This is a genomic window from Caulobacter sp. CCH9-E1, assembly GCF_001556515.1.
Lineage (GTDB): Bacteria > Pseudomonadota > Alphaproteobacteria > Caulobacterales > Caulobacteraceae > Caulobacter.
The window spans coordinates 1-15,878 of sequence record NZ_LSJA01000159.1 but is presented as its reverse complement, the minus strand read 5'-3'; the positions used below and the strand labels follow the sequence as shown (position 1 = coordinate 15,878).

Genomic DNA, 15,878 nt, shown 5'->3' with positions numbered 1-15,878 from the left:
ACCCCTCACCCGACCCACTTCGTGGGCCACCCTCTCCCGCAAGGGGAGAGGGAAATACCTCTAGCTCCGGTAATCCCCGTTGATCGCCACGTACTGCTTGGTCAGATCGCAGGTCCAGACCGTGGCCGAACCCTTGCCGACGCCGACGTCGACGCTGACCTCGAATTCCTGGTTCTTGACGTAGGCGCTCATCTTGGCCTCGTCGTACTCGGGCGAGATCAGGCCGTCGCGGGCGGCGTAGAGGTCGCCGAACTTGACGCTGATCCGCTCGCGGGCGACCGGCTCGTCGGCGCGGCCGACGGCCATGACGATGCGGCCCCAGTTGGCGTCCTCGCCGGCGAAGGCGGTCTTGACCAGCGGGCTCTCGGCGATGGTGCGCGCGATCTTGCGGGCCGAGGCGGGGCTCTCGGCGCCGTTGACGGTGATCTTGACGAACTTCGTCGCCCCTTCCCCGTCGCGGACCAGCTGCAGGGCCAGATCCAGCAGCACGTGCTCCAGCTTCTCGCGGAAATCGGCCAGGCGCTTGTCGCCCGGACGGCTGATCCTGGGCGCGCCCGACTGGCCGGTGGCGAACAGCAGCAAGGTGTCGTTGGTCGAGCGGTCGCCGTCCACCGTCACGCAGTTGAACGTCGTGCGGGTATAGAGCGAGACCAGGGTTTGCAGGGCGGCGGGCGCGATGGCCGCGTCGGTGGCGACGAAGGCCAGCATGGTCGCCATGTCCGGCGCGATCATGCCCGAGCCCTTGGCGATCCCCGCGATCTTGACCTCGACGCCGTCGATCATCGCGGTCGCATAGGCGCCCTTCGGGAAGGTGTCGGTGGTCATGATCGCCCGACCGGCCTGGGCCCAGGCGTCGGCGGTCAGGCGCGCCTCGACTTCGGGCAGGCGGGCGGTGATCTTGCTGTCGTCCAGAATGACGCCGATGACGCCCGTCGAGGCCATCATCACGTCGCGCTGGCGGCAGTCCAGGCGCTTGCCCACGGCGGTCGCCACGCGGCGCACCGCATCGGCGCCGGGCTTGCCGGTGAAGCTGTTGGCGCAGCCGGCGTTGACCACCAGGGCGCGCACGTCGGCGCCGCCCGACGCGGCCAGCTGGCGCTTGCACCAGTCCACCGGGGCCGAGCCGACGCCGTGACGGGTGAAGACGCCCGCCGCCGAGGCGCCCTCGGCGAAGCGCATCAAGAGCAGGTCCTCGCGCTCGTGCTTGTAGAAGCCGGCCCGGCCGGTGGCGATCTCGACGCCGGCGATCGGCGGGATGGTCGGGAACGGCACGGCCAGGGGCGAGATCGCCAGGCCCGGCTTGCCCGCGCCGGTCGGCGCTGGAGCAGGAGCGCCCGCGGGCGCGGTCGAGGTCTCGCCCGCCGACTTCTGGGCGCGACGCAGGCCCGCGCGCTTCAGCGCCGAGGTCAGCGGGTCGACGATCGCGTCGATCACGCCCCGCTCGGCGGGCGCGGACGCGGGCTCGGGGGCCTTCGCGGCGGTGGTCTTGCCGGAGGCTTTGGGGGTCTTGGTCATCGGAACCGCGTCTTACTTCTTGGCGGGTTGAGCGGAAGGCGGCGCCGAAGCCGGCGGGCCGCCTGGAATGTCGGCGGGGGCCGAGGCCGGCTCCTGGGCGCTGTTCATTGGGGCGTCCTGGGGCCTGCCGATCAGCATCTCGACCTTGGCCGAGCCGCGCAGCTTCTCGAGGATGTCGCGCACCTGGTCATAGGTCAGGAAGCGCACGATCTGGGGACGGGCCGCCTCGAGCGTGATCGGCTCCTCGACGCGCTTGTCCTCGACCCGGACCAGGACCCAGCCGCCCTCGGCCGCGAACGGACCGACCAGGGCGCCCTTCTGGGCGTCCTTCAAGGCGACGCCATAGGGTTCGGGCATCACGTCCAGGGTGAAGTAGCCGAGATCGCCGCCGTTGAAGCGCGTGGCCTGGTCGGTCGAGCGCTCCATGGCCAGGGCGTCGAACGAGGCGCCGGAGGCCAGCAGCTTCTTGACGCTCTCGGCCTCGGCCTGGCTGCCGACGATGATCTGGCGGGCGCGGATCTCTTCCGAGCGCTTGGAGAGCTTCTGCTGCTCGGCGTAGAGCTTGCGGATGGCGTCGTCGGTGACGGCCTTCTCGACCACGCCCTCGACCAGCATGTCGCCGAGAATCCGTTCGCGCGCGGCGGCCAGGCGCCGCTGGGCCACCGGATCCTTGTCGATCTTGCGCTTGATGGCTTCGGCGGCCAGCAGCTTCTGGTCGATGACCTCGTCGAGACGCTGGCGGAAGACCTCGCTGGAGACGTCCAGCGGCTCACCCTCGCTGATCAGGCCCTGGGCGACGGCCTCGCGCTTGACGTCGCTGGCCCAGATCACCTGGCCGTTGACGCGGGCGACGGCCGTGTCGCCCGGCTCGGGCGGCTTTTCAGCGACCTTGTTCTGGCCGCAGGCGGCGACCAGAAGGGCCAAAGCGACCGCCAGACCGACGCCGCCGAGGGAGAAGAAACCGCCTTGCCCACCCGATGCCCGGCCTTGCGTGTTCGCCATGCGCGCTGCCCGTGTTACGTAAAACCCAAGGGGAACAGGAAAAACCCCGTCGCGTTGACAGGCCCTTGACCGGTGCTTAAGTCTCGCGCGCGTGCAAGTCGAGCGGTTTTTCCGTCGGTCAACACGCCCCGAAAAACACCGTAGTCGAGGCCGCCAAAGCCTTTGCGCCGGCTTCAATAATAATCGCTCCGGATTTCCTCTGCATGCTTGGTTTCGCCAAAAAGCTCTTCGGCTCTTCGAACGAACGCAAGGTCAAGGCCTTGGCGGCGCGGGTGGCGAAGATCAACGCCTATGAAGCCGAATACGCCGCGCTGTCCGACGAGGCCCTGAAGGGCAAGACCTCGGAGTTCAAGGCGCGCCTCGAAAAGGGCGAGACTCTCGACGACATCCTGAACGAAGCCTTCGCCACCGTGCGCGAGGCCTCCAAGCGCGTGCTGGGCATGCGCCACTTCGACGTCCAGATGGTCGGCGGCATGGTGCTGCACTTCTCGGGCATCTCGGAAATGCGCACCGGTGAAGGCAAGACGCTGGTCGCCACCCTGCCGACCTATCTGAACGCCCTGGAAGGCAAGGGCGTCCACGTCATCACCGTCAACGACTACCTGGCCCGCCGCGACGCCGACTGGATGGGTCAGGTCTACAACTTCCTGGGCCTCTCCTACGGCGTGATCGTCAACGGCCTGTCGCAAGGCGAGCGCCAGCGCGCCTATCGCAGCGACATCACCTACGGCACGAACAACGAGTTCGGCTTCGACTATCTGCGCGACAATCTGGTCTATGACGTCTCGGAAATGGTCCAGCGCGGCCACAACTTCGCGATCGTCGACGAAGTGGACTCGATCCTGATCGACGAGGCCCGCACCCCGCTGATCATCTCGGGCCCGACCGAGGACCGCAGCGAGTTCTACAAGACCATCGATCTGCTCGTGAAGGAGCTGATCAAGGACAAGACCACCTACGACCACGACGAGAAGCAGAAGCAGGTCATCCTGACCGAGGACGGCCAGGAAAAGATCGAAGAGATCCTGATGGCCGGCGGCCACCTGGCCGAGGACTCGGCGGGTCTCTACGACGCGGCCAACGTCTCGGTGGTGCACCACGTCAACCAGGCCCTGCGCGCCAACGTGCTGTACACGCGCGACAAGGACTACATCGTCAAGGGCGGCGAGGTTGTCCTGATCGACGAGTTCACCGGCCGCATGATGACCGGCCGCCGCCTGTCGGAAGGCCTGCACCAGGCCATCGAGGCCAAGGAAGGCGCCGACATCCAGCCCGAGAACCAGACCCTGGCCTCGGTGACGATCCAGAACTACTTCCGCCTCTACAAGAAGCTGTCGGGCATGACCGGCACGGCCTCGACCGAGGCGCAGGAATTCGACGACATCTACAAGATGAGCGTGTCGGAGATCCCGACCAACCGTCCGATCCAGCGCATCGACGACGATGACGAGGTCTATCGCACCGAGCGCGAGAAGAACGAAGCGATCCTGAAGCAGATCGCCGACTGCCACGTGCGCGGCCAGCCGATCCTGGTCGGCACCGTCTCGATCGAGAAGTCGGAAGAGCTGTCCCGCCTGCTGTCGAACTACAGCTTCGAGAAGGACGGCAAGAAGGTGAAGGGCATTCCGCACCAGGTGCTGAACGCCCGCTTCCACGAGCAGGAAGCCCTGATCGTCGCCGACGCCGGCGTGCCGGGCGCGGTGACCATCGCCACCAACATGGCCGGCCGCGGCACCGACATCCAGCTGGGCGGCAGCATCGACATGCGCCTGTTCAACTGGCGCCAGCAGCAGAAGGGCATGGGCCTCGAAATCACCGTCGAGGACGAGGCCGAGGAACGCGCCCGCCTCGAGGCCGAGATCGCCGACCGCAAGAGGCAGGCGCTGGACGCCGGCGGCCTGTTCGTGCTGGGCACCGAGCGCCACGAAAGCCGCCGCATCGACAACCAGCTGCGCGGCCGGACGGGCCGTCAGGGCGACCCGGGCCGCTCGAAGTTCTTCCTGTCGTGCGAGGACGATCTGCTGCGCATCTTCGCCGGCGACCGTCTGGACGCGATCATGCGCACCTTCGGCGTCCAGGAAGGCGAGGCCATCACCCACAAGTGGCTGAACAACGCCATCGCCACGGCGCAAAAGCGCGTCGAGCAGCGCAACTACGAGATCCGCAAGAACCTCCTGAAGTACGACGACGTCGTCAACGACCAGCGCAAGGCCGTGTTCGAGCAGCGCCAGGAGTTCATGGAGTCCAGCGACCTCTCGGACATCATCGCCGAGATGCGCCACGACACGATCGACGACCTGGTCGCCCGCCACCTGCCGCCCAAGGCCTATGCCGAGCAGTGGGACATCGAGGGCCTGACCGAGCGCGTGAAGTCGATCCTGGGCCTGGACCTGCCGATCGCCGAGTGGGCCGCCGAGGAAGGCATCGCCGATGAGGAGATCAAGGACCGCATCACCAAGGCGGCCGACGAGTACGCCGCCCAGCGCGAGGTGATCATCACGCCCGAGCAGATGCGCCAGGTCGAGAAGAACTTCCTGCTGCAGATGATCGATCTGCAGTGGCGCGAGCACCTGATGCACCTGGACCACCTGCGCAACGTCATCGGCCTGCGCGGCTACGGCCAGCGCGATCCGCTGAACGAGTACAAGACCGAGGCCTTCTCGCTGTTCGAGAAGCTGCTGGGGGATCTCCGCACCAACACCACCCGCTGGCTGATGACGGTCGAGATCGCCTATGCCGAGCCGGAGATGCCGCACCAGTCGCTGGAAGGGCTGCAGGAGGTCCACCTCGATCCGCTGACCGGCGAGAACGCCGCCACGGCCGGCGCGATTCCCGACGGCCTGTCGCCCGAGCAACGCCAAGCCCTGCCGGTCTCGGCCCTGCCGGAAGACTGGGAACGCACCAACCGCAACGCCCCCTGCCCCTGCGGCTCGGGCAAGAAGTTCAAGCAGTGCCACGGGTCGCTGGTCTGAGGCTTGAGCTGATCTGAAGACGACAACGCCCGCCCCGGGAGACCAGGGCGGGCGTTTTCTGTTTTCCCTCTCCCCTTGCGGGAGAGGGTGGCCGCCTTAGGCGGCCGGGTGAGGGGTCGCGCTCCGTTTTCCGGACACGTCTTTCAACCCCTCATCCGGCGCTTCGCGCCACCTTCTCCCGCAAGGGGAGAAGGATCACTACGGCCGCAACACCACCCCGACATCCGGCGCCGTACCGCCCTCGACCTGCTCCAGATAGGCCGCGCGGATCGCCTCGGGCCCCTGCCCCTCCTTCACCGTCAGCCACCGCGCGGCGTCGGACACGAACGGCGTCCAGGCCTCGCCGTAGCGGCGGTCGAACTCGCCGCCGGCCCAGTCCTGGCGGCGCTTGGCGATGCGATCGGGGGCGAAGAAGAAGGCCGGCGTCGGACCGGGCAGCTCCGCCTGGACGCGCGGGACCTCCCAGTGGGTGCCGCCGACCAGGATCGAAGCCTTCAGATCATCGCCGAACCGGCGGTGCACCGCGCCCAGCACCTGGCTGTCGCCGGCGAAGTCGACGAAGACGGCGGGCGTCGCGATCGGCGCGCTGGCGATATCGTCGTAGAGCACGACCTGGTCGTAGAAGCCCAGCCCCTCGACGAAGGCCTTGTTGCGGGGCGAGGTCAGGCCCACGACCTTCACGTCGCCGCGCCGATGCAGCAGCGCCGCCAGGGCGATGGCGGTCTTGGACGAGGCGCTGGACAGGATCACGCTGTTGGCCCCGTGGAAGCCGGCCTCGTCCAGCTGGTCCTCGATCAGGAACGAGGTCATGAACAGCGGCTGCAGCAGGGCGCGATAGGCCTCCAGCGGCTCCTCGCCCCCGACCGCGGCGTACTGGTTGTAGATCACGGCCATCGGCTGGCGATGCGGCGCGGCGTCGAGGAACCCGCTCTTGCCGGCCCTGGCCTGCACGGTCAGGTGCGTGGACATCGGCCAATAGCCGTAGAAGCGCTGGCCCACGGGGATCTCGGGATGGCGGCTTTCCTCGACCCGCGCGTGACCCCAGACCGGCACGCGGCCAAAGCCCTCCGGCGCGGGAAAGAAGTTCCAGTACTGCATCATCTCGCCGAACACGGCGTAGGTGATGTTGTTGGCGGTCAGGGCGAAGCTCTCGATGGCCAGCCGCACCTCGCCATCGGCCAGCGGCGCGGGCGCCGTCTCGCGGAGCTCCGTGCGGCGCAAGTCGTCCTTGGCGACCAGCAGGTCCCAGCCCATGGCGTTCTCTCCCTCTGTTGGGAGGAAGCTAGGCGGAGGCCCCGCGGCAAGTCAAACGGGCGTTTCGCCTCTCTTCACGTGTCATCCCGGAAGCCTCGCAGAGGCTATCCGGGACCCAGGGGGTGAAGGAACGCCGCGCGCGCCGCCCCTGGGTCCCGGCTCTACGCGCTTCGCGCTACGGCCGGGATGACCCGGGATGTTTGGAGCTAAGCATTGTCATCGGGACAATGTTTCCATTGCTCCGACGCAACCGACGGCGCAATCCAAGCCTCACCCCGCCGACGGAGCGCCCATGTCGAACGCGTCCCTGCCCCTGCGCCACTTCCTGCTGGCCCTGGCCGTGGTGGCGGTCTGGGGCACGAACTTCGTGGTCATTCGCGTGGGGCTGGACCACCTGCCGCCGCTGCTGTTCGCCACCCTGCGCTTCACCCTGGTGCTGCTGCCGGTGGCGTTCTTCGTCAAGCGCCCGCCCGTGTCCTGGGCGAACCTCGCCGCCTATGGCGTGCTGATCGGCGCCGGGCAGTTTGGCCTGCTGTTCGTGGCCATGAAGGGCCACATCTCGCCGGGCCTGGCCTCGCTGGTCGTGCAGACCCAGGTGTTCTTCACGATCGGCATGGCGATGCGGATCAATCGCGAGCCGATCAAGGCCTTCCAGATCGCCGCCCTCTTGCTGGCGGCCTCGGGCATCGTGCTGATCGCCGCGCACGGCGGCGGCTCGGCGACGCCGCTGGGCGTCCTCCTGGTGCTGCTGGCGGCCGCCAGCTGGTCGGGCGGCAACATCGTCGCTCGCCAGGCCGGCTCCGTGAACATGCTGGCCTATGTGGTCTGGGCGAGCCTGTTCTCGATCCCGCCGCTGTTTCTCATGTCGCTGTGGCTGGAAGGCTGGCCGGCCATCGTCAAGGGCGTGACCCACGCCGACGCCCTGACCTGGGTCGCCGTCGCCTGGCAGGCGGTGGGCAACACCATGTTCGGCTACGCCGCCTGGGGCTGGCTGTTGGCGAGGCACCCGGCCGCCACCGTCACCCCGATGGCCCTGCTGGTCCCCGTCTTCGGCATGGGCGCCTCGGCCCTGCTGCTGCACGAGGCCCTGCCCGCCTGGAAGCTGATCGCCGCGGCCCTGGTGCTGACCGGCCTGGCGGTCAACATGCTGTGGCCGAAGGTGCGGGCGTGGAGAGCGGCGGCGGCTTGACCTCCCAGTTCCCGTGTCATCCCGGAAGCCTCGCAGAGGCTATCCGGGATGACACGGTTTGATTTGACCTCCGTCGGGGAAATCAAACTCTCCTCCCAGCAAAACAGGGAGGCCGCCATGGCGACGCCGTTCGAGGTCAGCTGGTCCCGCGACCAGGTCGACAAGGTCCTGAGCCAGGTCCGCGCCTATGAATTCCCGCCGGCTCCGGAAGGCGGCGGCTGGGCCTATGGCTGCGACGCCGACTTCCTGAAGGATCTTTGCGGCTACTGGACCGACGGCTTCGACGTCGGCGCGGCGCAGGCGAGCCTGAACCGCTTCCCGCAGTTCACCGCGACGATCGAGGATCTGGACATCCACTTCGTCCATGTGGTGGGCGAGGCCAAGGGCAAGCGCCCGCTGCTGGTCACCCACGGCTGGCCGGGCAGCCATTTCGAGTTCTGGGACGCCATCGAGCCCCTGGCCTTCCCCTCACGCCACGGCGGGGATCCGGCCGACGCCTTCGACCTGGTCGTCCCGTCGCTGCCGGGCTTCGGCTTTTCCGGCAAGCCCAAGCGGCCGCTGGGCCAGCGGGCCACCGCGCGGCTGTTCAACACCCTGATGACCCGCGAGCTGGGCTATCCGACCTATCTGGCCCAAGGCGGCGACTGGGGCGGGCTGGTCACCTCGTGGCTGGGCCTCGACCAGGGCGCCCACGCCAAGGCCATCCACCTGAACATGATCGGCCTGCGTCCCGCCGGCCCGCCCACGAGCCCGGAGGAGATCGCCTGGATCACCGGCTTCGGCGCCCAGATGGACGCCTACGGCGCCTATTTTCGCTTGCAAGCGAGTAAGCCGCAGTCGGTGGCCTGGCTGGGGGCCAATAACCCCGTCGGCCAGGCCGCCTGGATCCTGGAGCGCTTCCACGACTGGGCGGACCTGTCGACCAAGCCGTTCGAGCAGGTGTTCACGCGCGACCAGCTGCTGACCAACGTCATGATCTACGTGATGACCGGCAGCTTCACGACCGGCGCCTGGTACTACCGCGCCATGATCGAGGAAGGCGGCCCGGTCCTGGCCGAGGGCCAGCGCTGCGAGACCCCGACCGCCTTCGCCAACTTCCCCGGCGAGAGCATCTACAAGCCTCCGCCCCGCTCGTGGGCCGACCGGGCCTACAACATCGTCCGCTGGAGCGAGATGCCGCGCGGCGGCCACTTCGCGGCGATGGAGGAGCCGGGGCTGTTCGTCGAGGACGTGAGGGACTGGGCGCGGGCGACCTGAAGATTTTCTGGAGCGGCGGCGAGAATAATGGACCTCATCGCGGGCGTTCGGACGGCTAAGGTCGCGGCGTCGTTGTCAGTAAGAGCAACAGGAACCGCGTGATGTCCGACCGCAAGCTTCATCCTGAAACCCTGGCCCTGCACGCCGGCTGGCGCGCGGATCCCGTGACGGGCGCGGTCGCGCCGCCGATCTACCAGACGACCTCGTACCAGTTCGAAAGCGCCGAGCACGCGGCCGACCTGTTCGCCCTGCGCAAGCTCGGCAACATCTATACGCGCCTGGGCAACCCCACGACCGACATCCTGGAGCAGCGGCTGGCGGCCCTGGAGGGCGGCGCCGCGGCCCTGGCGGTGGCCTCGGGCCAGGCCGCCTCGGCCTTCGCGATCCAGAACCTGGCCCGCGCCGGCGACAACGTCGTCAGCTCGACCGACCTCTATGGCGGCACCTGGAACCTGTTCGCCAACACCCTGCGCGACCAGGGGATCGAGGTCCGCTTCGTCGATCCGGAAGATCCTCAAGCCTTCGCCCGCGCCACGGACGCGCGCACCCGCGCCTACTACGCCGAGACCCTGCCCAATCCGAAGCTCAGCGTCTTCCCGATCGCCGAGGTGGCCGAGATCGGCCGCAAGCTCGGTATCCCGCTGATCGTCGACAACACCGCCGCCCCGCTGCTGGCGCGGCCGCTGGAGCATGGCGCGGCGATCGTCGTCTATTCGACCACCAAGTACATCGGCGGCCACGGCACCTCGATCGGCGGCGTCATCATCGACGGCGGCAATTTCGACTGGACCGCCCATCCCGAGCGCAGCCCGACCCTGAACACGCCGGACGCCAGCTATCACGGCGCGGTGTGGGCGCAGGCCGCCAAGCCGCTGGGTCCGATCGCCTACATCCTGCGGGCCCGCACCGTGCTGCTGCGCGACCTCGGCGCGGCGCTGTCGCCGTTCAACGCCTTCCAGATCCTGCAGGGCCTGGAGACCCTGCCGCTGCGCATCACCCGCCACGCCGAGAACGCAGCGGCCGTCGCCAAGGCCCTGTCGGCGGCGCCGGGCGTCACCCGCGTGATCCATCCCAGCGTCCAGACCGGCCTGCAGCGCGAGCGCGCCGACCGCTACCTGTCGGGCGGCTATGGCGGCCTGGTGGGCTTCGAGCTGGCCGGCGGGCGCGAGGCGGGCCGCAAGTTCATCGATGCGCTGAAGCTGTTCTACCACGTGGCCAATATCGGCGACGCCCGCAGCCTGGCGATCCACCCGGCCTCGACCACCCACTCCCAGCTCAGCGCCGAGGAGCAACTGGCGACCGGCGTCTCGGACGGCTATGTGCGCCTGTCGGTCGGGCTGGAGCACATCGACGACATTCTCGCCGATCTGACGCAGGCGCTGGCGGCGGCGCGGTAAACGATCCTCTCAGCCATACTTGGCTTCGTCATCCCGGCCGGAAGACCGCGTAGCGGGCTGTAGAGCCGGGACCCAGGGGCCGCCGCATTGCCGCTTGCCCCTGGGTCCCGGATAGCCTCTGCGAGGCTTCCGGGATGACGAGGGTTTATATCTTCCAATGCGGGGAGCGCGCGTCTTCGCACCTTGAGCCTGCCCGCGCGCGCCCCTATCCAGGGGACATGACAGCTCCCCGTTTCGACTTCGCCTCGGACAACGTCGCCGGCGCCATGCCCGAGGTCATGGACGCCCTGGTCGCCGCCAACGCCGGAACGGCCTCGGGCTACGGGACCGACCATGTCAGCCGCGCGGCCGCCGACCGCATCCGCGCCCTGCTGGACGCCGACGCCGAGGTGCGGTTCACCGCCTCGGGCACGGCCGCCAACGCCTTCGCCCTGACCGTGCTGGCCCAGCCGCACGAGGCGGTGCTGGCCCATGAGCACGCCCACATCTGCACCGACGAGACGGGCGCCCCGGGCTTCTTCGGCCAGGGCGTCGGCCTGATCGGCCTGCCCGGCGCCTCGGGCAAGATCGAGGTGGCGGCGCTGGAAGCGGCGCTGGCCGAACCCGACGTCTCGTACCGCCAGCCGGCCGCGGCCCTGTCCCTGACCACCGCCACCGAGTACGGCACGGTCTATTCGGAAGACCATCTGCGGGCCCTGGTCGCGCCGGTGAAGGCCAAGGGCTACGGCGTCCATCTGGACGGCGCGCGCCTGGCCAACGCCGTCGCGGCGGGCTTCGACCTGAAAAGCGTCGCCAGGATGGGCGTCGATATTCTCGTCATGGGCGGAACCAAGGCCGGCTCGACCCCGACCGAGGCCGTGGTGTTCCTGAACCCGGCCCATGCCCGCCGCCTGGACTCGCGGCTCAAGCACGCGGGGCAGCTGGTGTCGAAGGGCCGCTTCCTGGCCGCGCCGTGGCTGGGCCTGCTGGGCGAGGACGGCGGGACGGGTCCCTGGGCGGCTCGCGCGGCCCACGCCAACGCCATGGCGCAAAAGCTGGCCGGGCTGATGCCCTTCCCGCTCAAGCATCCCGTCGAGGCCAACGGCCTGTTCGTCGAGATGGACGAACAGGCCCTGGAGCGGCTGCGCGGCGAGGGCTGGTTCGTCTACCGCTTCCTGGACGGCGCGGTGCGCTTCATGTGCTCTTGGGCCACGACGCCGGAGATGGTCGAGGAGCTTGGGGCGGCGCTGAAGAAGATCGCCTAGGCGCTCCCTCTCCCATAGGGAGAGGGTTGGGGTGAGGGGTTAAGCCCTCGACCGCTGTAGCCCCTCATCCTCCCATGCCTTCGGCGCGGGCCCCTCCTTCTCCCTCTGGGAGAAGGTTTCTCGCACCCCCAGCATCTTGGCGATCTCACCGGCCGGCGCCGGGCGGCTGATGAAGTAGCCCTGGATCTCGGCGCAGCCCTGGCCGCGCAGGGCGTCCAGCTGGGCCTGGGTCTCGACGCCCTCGGCCGTAGTGACCACGCCCATCGACGCGCCCAGGTCCAGCACCGCCTTGATGATGGCCAGGGCGTCGCTGTCGTGCAGGATGTCGCGCACGAAGGTCTGGTCGATCTTGATCTTGTCGAACGGGAAGCTGCGCAGATAGCTCAGCGAGCTGTAGCCCGTGCCGAAGTCGTCCATCGAGATGCGCACGCCCAGGGCCTTCAGGTCGTGCAGCATGGTCATGTTGGCGGCGCTGTCCTGCAGCAGGACCGACTCGGTGATCTCCAGCTCCAGGCGATGGGCCGGCAGGCCCGAGGCCGCCAGGGCCGAGACCACGGTGGCCACCAGCCCCCGGTCGCGGAACTGGGCGGGCGACAGGTTCACCGCCAGTCGCACATGATCGGGCCAGCGCGCCGCCTCGGCGCAGGCGTTGCGCAGCACCCAGTCGCCCAGCGGCACGATCAGGCCGATCTCCTCGGCCAGGGGAATGAAGTCGGCGGGCGAGACCATGCCGCGTTCCGGATGGCGCCAGCGCAGCAGGGCCTCGCATCCGGTCACCCGCTCGTCGTCCAGATGATAGAGCGGCTGGTAGAACAGCTCGAACTCGCCGTCCTGCAGCGCGCGGCGCAGATCCAGCTCCAGCGCTCGGCGCGCCTGCAGCTGCTCGTCCATGGCCCGCTCGAAGAAGTGGAAGGCGCCGCGGCCGTCGCCCTTGGCGCGGTACAGGGCCATGTCGGCCTTCTTCAGCAGTTCATCCGCGTCCTCGCCGTCCGAGGGCGACGCCGCCACGCCGACGCTGGCGCCGATCACCACCTGGTGGCCGGCCAGGTCGAACGGCGCGGCCATGGCCGTGACGATGCGGGCGGCCAGGCGGGTCGCGCCCGACATGTCGGAGAGTCCCGTCTGCACCACCGCGAATTCGTCGCCGCCCAGGCGCGCCACGGTGTCGCCCTCGCGCACGCAGCGCCGCAGCCGCTCGGCGGCCTCCCGCAGCAGGGCGTCGCCCAGCGGGTGGCCCAGGGTGTCGTTGACGGTCTTGAAGCGGTCCAGGTCGATGAAGTGCACCGCCAGTTGGTCGTCCTTGCGCGCCCGGCGAGCCAGGGCCTCGACCAGCGACTTCTGGAACAGCACGCGATTGGGCAGGTCGGTCAGGGGATCATAGTGCGCCAGCCGCGCGATCTGGGCCTCCGCCCGCTTGCGCTCGGCGATGTCCTCGGACACGCCCAGCAGATATTCGGCCTGGCCGTCGGCGTTGGGAATGGCGATCTTCTTGGTCCGCAGGATGGCGACGCCGCCGTCCTGGCGCGGGACGTGATCCTCCTCGATCACGCGCACCTCGCCCGATTCCAGCACCTCGCGATCGCGTTCCACGTAGAGCGCGGCCAGGTCCGCTGGGTGGAAATCGGCGTCGGTCCTGCCGATGACCTGCGAACGCGGCATGCCCAGGATCTTCTCGCCGGCCCGGTTCAGCAGGACATAGCGGTGGTCGTCGGCGCGCTTGACGAACACCATCGAGGGCATGGCCTCGACGATGGCCGTCATGAAGGTCTGGGCCCGCTCGACCTCGGTCTTGGCGGCCGCCAGGTCGGCGACGCCCTGGCGGTTGGTCTCGTTGCTCGCCTGCAGCAGGCCCAGAACCGTGCCGACGCCCAGATAGCGGCCGTTTTCGGTGACGATGAAGCCGCGCAAGAGGTCCGAGGCGCGGTACGAGAGACTGTCGGTGGTGAACTCGGCCAGCTCGGTGTCGGCGTCGACGACCAGCGGCTCGCGGTCCATCAGGGTCGAGATCGGACGGTTGGCGTAGAGGGCCCGGCCATACTCGGCGGCCATGCGCAGGAAGAAGGCGTTGCGCTCGACGATGCCGATCGGCCGGTCCTGGCCGTCCACGACGGGCACGATCAAGGTGTCGGGCTCCTCGCGGAAACGCTCATACAGCGACCTGCCCAGGTCATCCTGGCGCGCCGGCGCCAGGGAAGAAACCGTGTCCCGCAAAGTGAACATACGTACGCCTCCACTACAGGTGGCGAAGGACCATTTCTCGGCTAACGGCCTGCTAATGAGGAGGCTCGCGATGGATCATTTCGCGAAAACTTCACGGCGACGTCATAGTGCTTTCGGCAGCATTTACCGTGACTTCAAATATTACCGTCATTCCGCGACTTATTCGGGACCTATTTGTCCGCCGCACGTGGAGCACGAATTCACGTTCTCACGAAGAAGCCAACCCTGGGTTCCGCGCATGAAGCGCGGGATGACGACTGAAGATGCGCGATCTATTCCCGCTCGGCCCGCACCTCGCCCAGGAACGCCTGGCCGATCCAGCTGACGACGCCGGTCACGACCGCGACCTGGACGCCCGCCCACCAGCCCGGCACCCGCAGGCCGTCCAGCAGCCAGTCGACGATGCCGATCGTCGCCGCGTTCACCAGCAAGAGGAACAGCCCCAGGGTCACGATGGTCAGCGGCAGGGTCAGCACCGTGACGACCGGCCGCACCACGGCGTTGACGACGCCCAGCAAAAAGCCGGCGATGATCAAGGTCTTCCAGCCGTCGGCGGTGACGCCGGGCACGATGCGGGCCGCCAGCCACAGACCGGCGGCGGCGATCAGAACGCGGAGAACGAAACGGATCATTGAGCCCTATTTCCCTTGCGATACCCAAGCGTCCAAAATGGCGCCGCATTCGTACAATACCCAAGCAGGCAACTCGGACATTACAAATGCGTTACCACCCTTCCACCCGCCGCTTCGCGAACTATCTATCCCCTCGTGTGGGGGATGATCGCGCGCGATTGGCGAGCGGATCCGCACGCAAGGGGATATAAGTACGATGGCCGTGAATTCTCTATCGGTGATGTCGCCGGACGGCGGCCTGTCTCGTTATCTGACCGAGATCCGCAAGTTCCCGATGCTGAGCAAGGACGAGGAGTTCATGCTCGCCCAGCGCTGGAAAGAGCATCAGGACCCGCAAGCCGCCCACAAGATGGTGACGTCGCACCTGCGCCTGGTGGCCAAGATCGCCATGGGCTATCGCGGCTACGGCCTGCCGATCGGCGAGGTGATCTCGGAAGGCAATGTCGGCCTGATGCAGGCCGTCAAGAAGTTCGAGCCCGACAAGGGCTTCCGCCTGGCCACCTACGCCATGTGGTGGATCCGCGCCTCGATCCAGGAATACATCCTGCGCTCGTGGTCGCTGGTGAAGATGGGCACGACCGCCGCGCAGAAGAAGCTGTTCTTCAACCTGCGCAAGGCCAAGAGCCAGATCGCCGCCTTCCAGGAAGGCGACCTGCGCCCTGAACAGGTCAGCGCCATCGCCACCAAGCTGGGCGTGCTGGACAGCGAGGTCATCTCGATGAACCGCCGCCTGTCGGGCCCCGACGCCTCGCTGAACGCGCCGCTGCGTTCGGACAGCGAGAGCGAGTGGCAGGACTGGCTGGCCGACGAGGAGCAGGTCTCCCAGGAGACCCGCGTCGCCGAGGACGAGGAAAAGTCGCTGCGGATGTCGCTTCTCGAAGAAGCGATGGTCGAACTGACCGACCGCGAGCGTCACATCCTGACCGAGCGCCGGCTGAAGGACGATCCGACCACCCTGGAAGAGCTCGCCGCCCAGTACGGCGTCTCGCGCGAGCGGGTCCGCCAGATCGAGGTCCGCGCGTTCGAGAAGCTGCAGAAGACCATGCGCGAGGCGGCGATCGCCAAGAACATGGTCGAGGCGTAACGACCTCAACTCACCGCTTTGACGAAAGGGCGCTCTTCGGAGCGCCCTTTTTATTTGCCCTCTCCCCTTGCGGGAGAGGGTGGCCGCCGAAGGCGGTCGGGTGAGGGGTCGC

At 68.1% G+C, this 15,878-nt stretch carries 11 protein-coding genes; 6 read left to right on the top strand and 5 right to left on the bottom strand.

Annotated features, from left to right (window positions below; all coding sequences use genetic code 11):
• Nucleotides 1-60 precede the first annotated feature (60 nt).
• Both argJ and AX690_RS10215 read right to left on the bottom strand, forming a co-directional pair.
• Nucleotides 61-1,515 (bottom strand): bifunctional glutamate N-acetyltransferase/amino-acid acetyltransferase ArgJ, encoded by a 1,455-nt coding sequence (gene argJ / locus AX690_RS10220; RefSeq protein ID WP_066682755.1) that lies wholly within the window; start codon nucleotides 1,513-1,515, stop codon nucleotides 61-63.
• Between the two features lie 12 nt (nucleotides 1,516-1,527).
• Nucleotides 1,528-2,517 carry a peptidylprolyl isomerase gene (locus tag AX690_RS10215; protein ID WP_066682754.1) on the bottom strand — a complete coding sequence of 330 codons (990 nt, stop codon included), beginning with the start codon at nucleotides 2,515-2,517 and terminating at the stop codon, nucleotides 1,528-1,530.
• A gap of 203 nt (nucleotides 2,518-2,720) precedes the next feature.
• Here AX690_RS10215 and secA point away from each other — a divergent pair, with 203 nt between their 5' ends.
• Entirely contained in the window at nucleotides 2,721-5,489 is a 2,769-nt protein-coding gene (secA, locus tag AX690_RS10210; protein WP_066682753.1) for a preprotein translocase subunit SecA, read from the top strand.
• A 198-nt stretch (nucleotides 5,490-5,687) separates the two neighbouring features.
• Here secA and AX690_RS10205 read toward each other — a convergent pair whose 3' ends face one another.
• Nucleotides 5,688-6,743, bottom strand: a complete 1,056-nt coding sequence (locus AX690_RS10205; RefSeq protein WP_066682752.1) for a DUF2855 family protein — start codon at nucleotides 6,741-6,743, stop codon at nucleotides 5,688-5,690.
• Nucleotides 6,744-6,939: 196 nt separating this feature from the next.
• On the opposite strand from AX690_RS10205, the gene AX690_RS10200 reads away from it, so the two are divergent.
• From AX690_RS10200 to AX690_RS10185, 4 genes are all read left to right on the top strand, one after another.
• Nucleotides 6,940-7,932 (top strand): EamA family transporter, encoded by a 993-nt coding sequence (locus AX690_RS10200; RefSeq protein WP_369798195.1) that lies wholly within the window; start codon nucleotides 6,940-6,942, stop codon nucleotides 7,930-7,932.
• A gap of 117 nt (nucleotides 7,933-8,049) precedes the next feature.
• On the top strand, nucleotides 8,050-9,189 hold the full coding sequence (locus tag AX690_RS10195) for an epoxide hydrolase family protein (RefSeq protein WP_066682750.1): 1,140 nt from the start codon (nucleotides 8,050-8,052) through the stop codon (nucleotides 9,187-9,189).
• A 101-nt stretch (nucleotides 9,190-9,290) separates the two neighbouring features.
• Complete coding sequence (locus AX690_RS10190) at nucleotides 9,291-10,586, top strand: O-acetylhomoserine aminocarboxypropyltransferase/cysteine synthase family protein (RefSeq protein WP_066682749.1); 1,296 nt, start codon at nucleotides 9,291-9,293, stop codon at nucleotides 10,584-10,586.
• A gap of 218 nt (nucleotides 10,587-10,804) precedes the next feature.
• Entirely contained in the window at nucleotides 10,805-11,830 is a 1,026-nt protein-coding gene (locus AX690_RS10185) for a low specificity L-threonine aldolase (RefSeq protein WP_066682748.1), read from the top strand.
• Nucleotides 11,831-11,869: 39 nt separating this feature from the next.
• Here the strand turns inward: AX690_RS10185 and AX690_RS10180 are convergent, their stop codons facing one another.
• The gene (locus tag AX690_RS10180; protein ID WP_066682747.1) at nucleotides 11,870-14,050 is read right to left on the bottom strand and encodes a bifunctional diguanylate cyclase/phosphodiesterase; all 2,181 of its coding nucleotides are present in this window, start codon (nucleotides 14,048-14,050) and stop codon (nucleotides 11,870-11,872) included.
• 272 nt (nucleotides 14,051-14,322) lie between these two features.
• Nucleotides 14,323-14,682: a phage holin family protein gene (locus AX690_RS10175; protein ID WP_066682746.1), complete on the bottom strand. Its 360-nt coding sequence runs from the start codon at nucleotides 14,680-14,682 to the stop codon at nucleotides 14,323-14,325.
• A 187-nt stretch (nucleotides 14,683-14,869) separates the two neighbouring features.
• Between AX690_RS10175 and rpoH the strand changes: the two genes are divergently transcribed.
• Complete coding sequence (rpoH, locus tag AX690_RS10170) at nucleotides 14,870-15,766, top strand: RNA polymerase sigma factor RpoH (protein WP_082769603.1); 897 nt, start codon at nucleotides 14,870-14,872, stop codon at nucleotides 15,764-15,766.
• Nucleotides 15,767-15,878: the final 112 nt, after the last annotated feature.